This is a genomic window from Bacteroides sp., from assembly GCA_036351255.1.
In the GTDB taxonomy this organism is placed as follows: domain Bacteria; phylum Bacteroidota; class Bacteroidia; order Bacteroidales; family UBA7960; genus UBA7960.
Genome location: JAZBOS010000090.1, coordinates 22231 through 31277 on the forward strand (window position 1 = coordinate 22231; position 9047 = coordinate 31277).

The 9047-nt window shown below is 47.2% G+C and carries 10 protein-coding genes; 9 read left to right on the top strand and 1 reads right to left on the bottom strand.

Features of this window, described 5'->3' with window-relative positions:
* Nucleotides 1-203: 203 nt before the first annotated feature.
* The gene (gene sucC, locus V2I46_08635; GenBank protein MEE4177563.1) at nucleotides 204-1394 is read right to left on the bottom strand and encodes an ADP-forming succinate--CoA ligase subunit beta; all 1191 of its coding nucleotides are present in this window, start codon (nucleotides 1392-1394) and stop codon (nucleotides 204-206) included.
* 346 nt (nucleotides 1395-1740) lie between these two features.
* Between sucC and V2I46_08640 the strand changes: the two genes are divergently transcribed.
* The 9 genes from V2I46_08640 to V2I46_08680 all read left to right on the top strand — a co-directional run.
* Entirely contained in the window at nucleotides 1741-1986 is a 246-nt protein-coding gene (locus V2I46_08640; GenBank protein ID MEE4177564.1) for a hypothetical protein, read from the top strand.
* Between the two features lie 132 nt (nucleotides 1987-2118).
* The gene (locus V2I46_08645; GenBank protein MEE4177565.1) at nucleotides 2119-2262 is read left to right on the top strand and encodes a hypothetical protein; all 144 of its coding nucleotides are present in this window, start codon (nucleotides 2119-2121) and stop codon (nucleotides 2260-2262) included.
* A gap of 135 nt (nucleotides 2263-2397) precedes the next feature.
* The gene (locus V2I46_08650) at nucleotides 2398-3639 is read left to right on the top strand and encodes a DUF1343 domain-containing protein (GenBank protein ID MEE4177566.1); all 1242 of its coding nucleotides are present in this window, start codon (nucleotides 2398-2400) and stop codon (nucleotides 3637-3639) included.
* Between the two features lie 10 nt (nucleotides 3640-3649).
* On the top strand, nucleotides 3650-4525 hold the full coding sequence (gene prmC / locus V2I46_08655) for a peptide chain release factor N(5)-glutamine methyltransferase (protein MEE4177567.1): 876 nt from the start codon (nucleotides 3650-3652) through the stop codon (nucleotides 4523-4525).
* 177 nt (nucleotides 4526-4702) lie between these two features.
* Nucleotides 4703-5968 (top strand): hypothetical protein, encoded by a 1266-nt coding sequence (locus tag V2I46_08660; protein MEE4177568.1) that lies wholly within the window; start codon nucleotides 4703-4705, stop codon nucleotides 5966-5968.
* Between the two features lie 169 nt (nucleotides 5969-6137).
* Complete coding sequence (locus V2I46_08665; protein MEE4177569.1) at nucleotides 6138-6581, top strand: hypothetical protein; 444 nt, start codon at nucleotides 6138-6140, stop codon at nucleotides 6579-6581.
* A gap of 264 nt (nucleotides 6582-6845) precedes the next feature.
* Entirely contained in the window at nucleotides 6846-7448 is a 603-nt protein-coding gene (locus V2I46_08670; GenBank protein MEE4177570.1) for a hypothetical protein, read from the top strand.
* A 283-nt stretch (nucleotides 7449-7731) separates the two neighbouring features.
* On the top strand, nucleotides 7732-8367 hold the full coding sequence (locus tag V2I46_08675; protein MEE4177571.1) for a DUF6266 family protein: 636 nt from the start codon (nucleotides 7732-7734) through the stop codon (nucleotides 8365-8367).
* 147 nt (nucleotides 8368-8514) lie between these two features.
* On the top strand, nucleotides 8515-9047 hold a 533-nt coding region (locus V2I46_08680), incomplete at its 3' end, for a mechanosensitive ion channel domain-containing protein (GenBank protein ID MEE4177572.1).

Consider the following 9047-nt stretch of genomic DNA (forward strand, 5'->3'; position numbering starts at 1 on the left):
GAGTTTTTCAGGATAACCGTCCCAAAATTAGTAAATAACATTCAAAGCATCCTATTTATTCAAAGGTAAAAACACCCTGAATGTTCAAATCCTGCGAAAAGGGAAGCCGGATTTCATTCAGTGAAGATATCATCAATGGACGCAGGACTTCACTGCTGTAAAGCCAGTCTATGAAAGGAAAAAACAGGGGAGAGGGCCAAGGGTTATTTTAACACCTCGCTGATCAGATCGGCGGCTTCCTTAAGCAGGATAGCCGAGTGCACCTTCAAACCTGAATGATCGATGATTTCCTTTGCTTCTTCTGCATTGGTGCCCTGCAATCTCACAATAATGGGTTGTTTGATCTCCCCGATATTTTTATAGGCATCCACGATTCCTGTCGCAACGCGGTCACAGCGTACAATGCCCCCAAAGATATTTACCAGGATAGCCTTTACGTTTGGATCTTTCAGAATGATACGGAAGGCTTCCTCCACACGCTTGGCGTTGGCTGATCCCCCAACATCCAGGAAGTTTGCAGGCTCCCCGCCACTGAGTTTGATAATATCCATGGTGGCCATGGCGAGCCCGGCACCGTTGACCATACATCCTACGTTTCCGTTGAGTTTTACATAGTTTAGGTTGTGCTGCCCGGCTTCCACTTCCATGGGATCTTCCTCGTGGATGTCGCGCATCTCTTCAATATCCGGGTGCCTGAACAAGGCATTGTTGTCAATCACCATTTTGGTGTCAACCACCAGGATCTTATCATCCGATGTCTTAAACAGGGGGTTGATTTCAACCAGGGTAGCGTCATTCTCAATATAAGCCTGGTAAAGTTTGGGGACAAACTTCACCATATTTTTGAAAGCCTCGCCGCTTAACCCAAAGTTAAAGGCAATGCGGCGGCACTGGAAAGGGAGTACCCCCACCTTGGGGTCAATTTCTTCGGTAAAGATCTGCTCAGGCGTCTCTTCTGCAACTTCTTCAATGTTCATGCCTCCACGGGGGGAATACATGATCATGTTGCGGGAAGTGGCACGGTTGAGCAAAATGCTGAAATAGAATTCCTTTGGCTCAGAAGGGCCGGGGTAATAAATGCCCTGTTCCACTAAAACCTTCCTTACCTTTTTGCCTTCAGGACCCGTTTGCGGGGTGACCAATTGCATGCCGATGATCTGGTGGGCAAACTGCTCAACTTCTTCCAGCGAGCGGGCAATCTTTACGCCACCCCCTTTGCCGCGCCCTCCGGCATGAATCTGGGCCTTGACCGCCCAGATCTTTAATCCGGTGCGCTTCTCCAGCTCTACTGCAGCAGCTTTGGCATCCGAAGGATCTTTAACCAGGATGCTTTCTGCGACCGGTACCTGGTATTTTCTTAAAAGGCTCTTCCCTTGGTATTCATGAAGATTCATAACTTCTGGTTTTGATTTTTCTGCTTTTTTATCAAGGAATAGAATATTCCTTACTGGGTGGTGTAAATTCCCCTATGGCACCCCCTTTGCAATGTAATGAAACAAAAATACAAATTTACCGATACCGAGTAGGAGATTTTTTTCGCTAAGGAGATTTTGTTGATTATACTGCCTTTGAAGAAAAACAAGCTGCTAAATTCTTTTCTTTTTTTTATTCTAAAAAATAAAATCTTAACATATAGCGTTTATTTTTTGAAAACCAGCCAGAAGGCTTTTTCTAAACCGGAAAGTGTAATGAAAATATGCTGACCGGAAATTCAAGACATTATTCACTAAAACCCAATGCATGAAGCAACTTTTTACAAAACAAAACGAATTATCGATGTTTATCAATGCGTCTCCGGGAAATACTGTTCCGGCCTTTTTTGCAGACCAAGTCAACCCAGGTGTTAGCCAGCGTTCTGCAAGCCGGAGGGAGCCCATGGCTGATCTTCCCGACCCGCAAATCCTTAGAAACATCCTTAATTACGCGAGGTCACTCGAAGTGATGAAGCCTGCCACAGGCGCTGCCATGTTTCTAATCAATAATTAACCTGGTGAATGTGTGGTAAACCTTTCCGGTCAATGCCTCCCCCGGAAAGGTTTTTTGTTTACAGGCAGAATTTTTTTATACTTTTGCCTGAGATGAAGCGATATTTGGTGTAGAATCAATAAAATGTGCCTTATGAAAAGAAAAATTGCCCTGTTTGTCTTTGGTCTTGCATTGCTTTCCCTGGGAATGTCGGCTTGCCGCAGCCGCGAATTATGCCCCGCATACACCTCTGACAGCATGCCTGTGGCTGAAGAAACCTTGCAGGAAACCACCTGACCTGTTCGTGTTCTTAACGCTTTTAACAGGGGAGTCCTTCGATTCCCCTTTTTTTTGTGCCTTCCCCCTTCAAATATTTATTAATTTGCAAGGGAAATTAATAACTGTTTCCGGTTATAAACCAACTCAAGAATTATGCCAATCAGAATTGCTGCCAATGGTTTCATCACCTTATTGCTCCTGGTATTTTTTCCCCTGGTGCTTTCTTGCAGTCAACCATGGCAGGAGGAACGAACCAGACTACCTGAAAAGGAATTGAGAATAATCCCGGGCGCTGATCGCACGGAGGAATACTTCCCCTTGCTTCGCGGGAAACGTATTGCCGTTGCCGGAAACCATACCTCAGTGGTGGGAGGGGAAGTGCACCTGGTGGATACCCTGCTTGCAGCCGGAATAAATGTGGTCAGGGTATTCAGCCCCGAACACGGATTCAGAGGGCAGGCTGCCGCTGGTGAACTGATACATAATGATGTGGACTCCCGTTCCGGGCTTCCTGTTATCAGTCTTTATGGCAACAACCGAAAACCCACGCCTGAGCAGTTGGAAGGTGTGGATCTGATCATTGTTGACCTTCAGGATGTGGGCATGCGATTTTATACTTATATCTCCACCATGAGCTTGATCATGCAGGCTGCTGCCCGTCTGGACAAAGAGGTCATGGTGCTCGACCGCCCCAACCCCCACGGGCATTATGTCGATGGTCCCATGCTCGATCTGGAATACAATTCTTTTGTGGGAATGCACCCAATACCCGTGGTCCACGGGATGACGATGGGCGAGTATGCCCGGATGGTCATTGGCGAAGGCTGGCTGGGATATAAGGTTGAATGCAAACTAACAGTCATCCCAGTGGAGAACTATACGCATAACGACCTCTACCAGTTGCCCATAGCCCCTTCTCCTAATCTTCCCAATATGCAAGCCGTTTATCTTTACCCATCCCTTTGCTTTTTCGAGGGCACCGTGATCAGTGTGGGAAGGGGAACCGAAATGCCGTTTCAGGTCTTTGGACACCCAAATCTCCCTTCCGAAAAATACTCCTTCACCTATATGCCCCAAAGTGTCAAGGCAGCCCCTAATCCGCCTGCATTGGGAGAGACCTGCTTCGGGAAAGACCTGCGAACCCTGCCCGTTGAATACCTGCAGGCCGAAAGGCGCATCAACCTCAGCTACCTCCTGGACGCTTTCCGCAACTATCCCCAAAAGGATCAATTCTTCAACAACTATTTCGATCGCCTGGCAGGCAACAACCTCCTGCGCAACCAGGTGCTGGCAGGGCAAACTGAGGAACAGATCAGGGAGACCTGGCAGCCTGGTTTGGATGAATTCTGCAAGACCCGGGAGAAGTACTTGTTGTATCCGGATTTCGAAAATTAATCTTTTTGCCATGATTTCTCCGGTAACGCTTGGTTCTGCCTACCAGTGGTTCCTCAAAACACTGGAAGGAACCTATCCCGAAAAGGAGCTGCAGGCCCTGGGAAGGGAAGTCTTCAGGCATTTCTTTTCCATTGAACCGACCGAAAGGGTAATGAATGCACATTTGTCCTTTCCGCCTGATTTCTTCAGGGTTCTTGAAAGCGTTGTGGAACAACTTAAACAACACGTTCCATTGCAATACGTGACTGGTGTCGCTCGTTTCCTTGATCTTTACCTGGATGTTGATCCCCGGGTTCTGATTCCTCGTCCTGAAACGGAAGAACTGGTCCAGTGGGTATTCGAAACCATTCAAACAAAGTTCGGGAGTTCCCAGCCCGGGGTTTCCCTGCTGGATGTGGGTACCGGCAGTGGCTGCATCCCTGTTTCCCTGGCCAAAAAGCTGCCCAATGCCCGGGTCATGGCCTGCGATGTGTCGGAAGAGGTCCTGGAAGTGGCCAGCCATAATGCTGCCAAAAACCAGGTCAAGGTCGACTTTTTCAGGTGTGATGTCCTCCGGGATGATCCCCAGCTCAGAAACCTGGAAGTGGTGGTCAGCAATCCGCCCTACGTGATGGAAAAGGAGAAGGAGCTTATGCTGCCCAATGTGCTTGAGCACGAACCTTCAGCAGCCTTATTCGTCAGCAATGAAAATCCGCTTATCTTTTACCATGCCATTGCCTCCAAAGCCAGGCGCTGGCTCAAACCAGGTGGATTTCTCTTTTTCGAGATCAATGAAAACCTGGGGAAAGAAACAGTTGAATGCATTGAAAAAGAAGGGTTTAATGAAGTTATTCTAAAGCGTGACTTAAATGGCAGGCACCGGATGATCCGTGCAGTGAATGCCTAAGCCCTAAGACCACATTTTCCCTTTCAGGCGCTTTTTATTAAATAAGAAAGATGAATGCCTGTCACTTCCCTGGGGATGATTTCCGGGACAGGCCTTTTCTATTCAATAATATTAATTGGGTTAGATAATAATTTGTTCCGCGCTGCAGTTAACATGTTATAAACCATCCTAATCACCATGAAAGAAAAGATAAAAAACAACCTGGACAAGCCCGGGGAACTGGAGCAACTTTACCGCAGGGACAAAAAGGGTTTCGAAAAAAACTTCTATGAAATCTTGCCTGAAATTGAGGGTCATTCCCTGGCAGGCTTCTGGAAGGCCCGCCTTGAAGAAGAACGTCCCAAAGACCTGTTTGCAGGACTCAGGGGATATGACATTTTTGTGTTGATTGGCAGCTGCCTGTTGGCATCCCTGCTGATCAGCCTGCCCGACTGGTTTGGTTTCGACCGCAACACCACCCATTTTTACGAGCGGAATGCTTTCCTGATCGGGTTTATGGGGTTATCCTTATATATTCTGCTCAGCCGGAAACAACTCAAGGGGAGCATGCTTCTCATTACCGGCCTGGCATTTTTGATCCCCGCGGTTTACATCAACCTCCTCCCGGTGATTACCGGAAGCCATACCCAAACCCTGGCCTATCTGCACCTTCCCATCCTGATGTGGGGGGTATTTGGACTGGTGTATATGAACTGGGATCTGCGCGACAAGGAGAAGCGCATCGATTTTCTGAAATACAACGGCGAAATGGGGGTGCTGGGCGCGGTCCTTGTGCTTGCGGGAGCGGCCCTGGCCGGGATTACCATCAGCCTGTTCACCGTGATTGACATTCATATTGAGGAGTTTTTCGGGCAATATGTGGCCCTGTGGGCTGCAGTGTCTGCACCCATCATCACCGCCTTCATTGTTCGCTTTTTTCCGGCCATTACCCAAAAAGTGGCACCCATCATCGCCAGGGTTTTCAGTCCCCTGGTGCTGATCACCCTGGTGGTTTATCTTTTTACTATCGTTGTGACCGGAAAAAACCCGTATAACGACCGCGAATTCCTGATGGTGTTCAACTTGATGCTGATCGGCGTGATGGGCCTCATTGTCTTTTCAGTCCCGGAAACGGCCTCGGGAAGCAGGCAGCGTTTTAACGAAATGACCCTGTTCCTGCTTTCAGTGGTGGCCCTGCTGATCAACCTGGTGGCCCTTTCTGCCATCGTTTACCGCCTGGGTGAATTTGGCTTCACGCCGAACCGTACCGCCGTGCTGGGCGCCAACCTGTTGATATTCATTCACCTGGCCTGGATCGCCTTGGATTTGTTTCGGGTGAATTTTCGCAGTAAGCCGTTTGATAAGGTACAGCAAACCATTGCCTCTTTCCTGCCAGTGTATTTGCTCTGGATGCTGATCGTCATTTTCCTTTTTCCCCTTATATTTGGGTGGTGGGTGGTGTAAAAATTGCATTGGGCAAATATTACCAGGCCCAGGCCTGACAACATAGCCCGGCATGTTTGCCGGGTTTTTTTGTTTTATGATTTCACAATCAATAATCTAAATAATTCAATAATTTTTCGTACATTCAAGTAAAGGTTTTATTCTTTTAGTAATCAAAGTTTTATTTTTCATGAAAACCCTTAAGATTGTATTTACTGCCAGCTTACTTTTTGTCTTATCCCTTGCTTTGCTTTCCTGCAGCAAGGATGATTCAGCCACCGACAATACTCCAGCACAGGTGGAAGATAATTTTTCTTCCGGCTCCTGGAAGGTCACCTTCTTTGAAGAGGATGGGGTAAACCAAACGGGCTATTTCGATGGATATAATTTCAGTTTCAGCACCAATAACACTGTGGTGGCTACCAATGGAAGCAATACGGTGAATGGGACCTGGAGCACGTTTGAAGACAGTGGAAGCACAAAGTTCGATTTAAATTTTACTGCCAGCTCAGGCCCGTTTGAAGAGATCAGCGAGGACTGGCGGGTGATCAGCAATTCGTCCACAAAAATTGAACTGAGGCATGAGAGTGGGGGCGATGGCAGCATCGACCTGCTGACTTTTTCCCGGAATTAATCCAGGGGATATTTTCCATTTCTTTTTCTGGCGGTTCATGCCCTTGGGACATGGAGGCATCATTGCTTAGCTTGCATGCATGCTAAGGCCTGTTATTTCCTATTTGGAATATCTGAAATTTAAAGGGCTTGTTTTTTTGCCGGGCTTCATTTATTGGGCTTATTAAAGGGGCTTTTGCCCAAACATGTTTGAATGCCCCGTCATCACCACGGTAAATTTTCATAAATTTCGGGTTGATTTTTCAGCCATTTAAAAACCCGGTGAATGAACCTTATCATCAATACCATTGAGATTGCACTGTTTATCGTACTTCCGCTGATTTTGTTCTATCAGCGAAGCCATTGGAATTTCAAAACCTGGATTTTTCTTATTCCCGTATTATACCTGATTTGGTACCTGACCTATGGTATGATGCACGAATTATGCCACCTGGCCGCGGTGAAGCTGTCTGGTAAGGAGATTTATGAGGTGCAGTTGATTCCCCGTTTCTGGCAAGGGGAATTCGGGGCAGGCTTTGTGGAATACGACTTTCAGGGCGATACCCGGGATTTTTTCATCATCCTGGCCCCTTATGCCCGCGATGTGGTTTTTCTTGCTGCCGGATATTTTTTTATCCGGAAAAAATGGACTCAAAAGGCTTTCTGGACAGGACTGGTATTGGTCCTGCTCATTTTCAGCCCGCTCTACGACCTGCTGGACAATTATCTGGCTTATCTTATTTGGCAGATGAACGACTTCAATGCCCTGGCAGTCTCTTCCAGCCGATGGTTGTCGCATGGCATGGGGATTGTTTTAACGTTTTTCGCCATTTTTATTACCATTAGGGTGTTGAAAGAAGCAAAGGTTTATCCGCAATTGAATGAATAGGCCCGGCATTCATTTCAATTGAAATTAATTCCATTATTTTGTTTTGTCGGGATGGCCTGGTGATCAATAGGCCCGGCATTTATGCCGGTATATTGTTTGCAGATGTGTTATGGGGTGATGCCCAAATTCGGATACTAATATTTTCATCAATGATTATATTTTAACCGGTCTTTAACCGGTGTTTAACCATTTATAACCGGTTAAAGACCGGTTAAACACCGGTTTATTATTTAATTTGCTTAACTTTACAAAAAATGCGAATTCTAACTTAAAACCCAACAATATGGCATTTACGCAAGAGGGATTGCTTGGCAAATTCTCCGGCAAGCTGGGCAACCTGGTCATTTACCAAATGAATGGTAAAATTGTGATGCGGGCAAAACCCGGAAAAAGAACCAAGCCTGCCGGGGGCAGACAAAAGGAAACCCAAACCAATTTTGCCCGGGTCATGGGAATATTACAACCGCTTAAATCATTTGTAAAAATGGGGTTTAACGACCTGGCCGGGGGTACATATGTTTTCCACAAAGCCATTTCAGAAAATCTGAAGCGGTATTATGATGCCCCTGACCCCAATGATCTTCGTTGGCTCCTGCTCAGCAAAGGCGAACGGGCCGGGGCGCTTGACCTGGTGCTGGAGATGGGAGAGGGGCAGGCCACCGTGCGCTGGGGAGCGCATGAAGCCGGCAAGCCCTTTGATGAGGATGACCGGGTGATGCTCCTTGCCATCAACACCACTTCCCTGGAATTCACCGAAAATCCCAGTGCCGGAAAACGCAGCCAGGGACAGGCAAGCATTGCGCTTCCTCCGGTTAAGCCGGGTGAGCAGGTGCTGGTGTTTATCAGCTTTATGGATGTGGCCGGGCGTTTGCTTGGCTGCGACCCAAAGAATATCTCCGACTCGCAACTGCTTGCATAAGATTGTGAAATACAAGGAACTGGTGTGAGCTGAAACCCTTTGCAGGATTTTTTCCAATGACTAAATCCTGGTCTGACACACTTGTGCAGATACCACTTTTCAAGATAAGTTATTATTAACTTTATAGAAATTCTTTTTCAGATCCCAATGGCGAAAAAAAATAAAAAAGAAAGGCGTTTTAAATATCTGAGCGGCGCGGTGATGGTGACGCTGGCAGCCCTTTTGGTCCTGTTTGGAATTCTTTACCTTGAGAAAAGAAACCTGTTAGATCTGCCCCAATCCATTGTTCGCAATATCCGCAGCCTGATGCTGGTCATCGGAATCCTGTTCACCATCAGCCTGCTCCTGAGGCTGACCATCCGGTGGTTTCAGCGACTCTTGGATGAGCCGGAAGAGCGGATCCTTTACTCAAAGATCTACGGCTGGACGCTTTACAGCATAGGCCTTTTCATCATTCTGCACCATTTCGGGGTGTCGCTGGGCAACATCACCCTGTTCGTGGGTCTGATCACCACCGGTCTGGCCTTTGCGGTCAGGGAGGTCTTGCTCTCGTATTTTGCCTGGTTGATCATGCTGCGCAAAAAGCCCTTCCGTATTGGCGATCATATCCGTATTGGCGAAGAAGAAGGCAAGGTGCTTCATATTGGGACTTTCTATGTGCTGCTCGACAAGACCACACA

Excerpts from the sequence above, each read along its gene's own strand:
- sucC (MEE4177563.1), bottom strand. The coding sequence starts at position 1,394 with ATGAATCTTCATGAATACCAAGGGAAGAGCCTTTTAAGAAAATACCAG.
- V2I46_08640 (MEE4177564.1), top strand. The coding sequence starts at position 1,741 with ATGAAGCAACTTTTTACAAAACAAAACGAATTATCGATGTTTATCAAT.
- V2I46_08645 (MEE4177565.1), top strand. The coding sequence starts at position 2,119 with ATGAAAAGAAAAATTGCCCTGTTTGTCTTTGGTCTTGCATTGCTTTCC.
- V2I46_08650 (MEE4177566.1), top strand. The coding sequence starts at position 2,398 with ATGCCAATCAGAATTGCTGCCAATGGTTTCATCACCTTATTGCTCCTG.
- prmC (MEE4177567.1), top strand. The coding sequence starts at position 3,650 with ATGATTTCTCCGGTAACGCTTGGTTCTGCCTACCAGTGGTTCCTCAAA.
- V2I46_08660 (MEE4177568.1), top strand. The coding sequence starts at position 4,703 with ATGAAAGAAAAGATAAAAAACAACCTGGACAAGCCCGGGGAACTGGAG.
- V2I46_08665 (MEE4177569.1), top strand. The coding sequence starts at position 6,138 with ATGAAAACCCTTAAGATTGTATTTACTGCCAGCTTACTTTTTGTCTTA.
- V2I46_08670 (MEE4177570.1), top strand. The coding sequence starts at position 6,846 with ATGAACCTTATCATCAATACCATTGAGATTGCACTGTTTATCGTACTT.
- V2I46_08675 (MEE4177571.1), top strand. The coding sequence starts at position 7,732 with ATGGCATTTACGCAAGAGGGATTGCTTGGCAAATTCTCCGGCAAGCTG.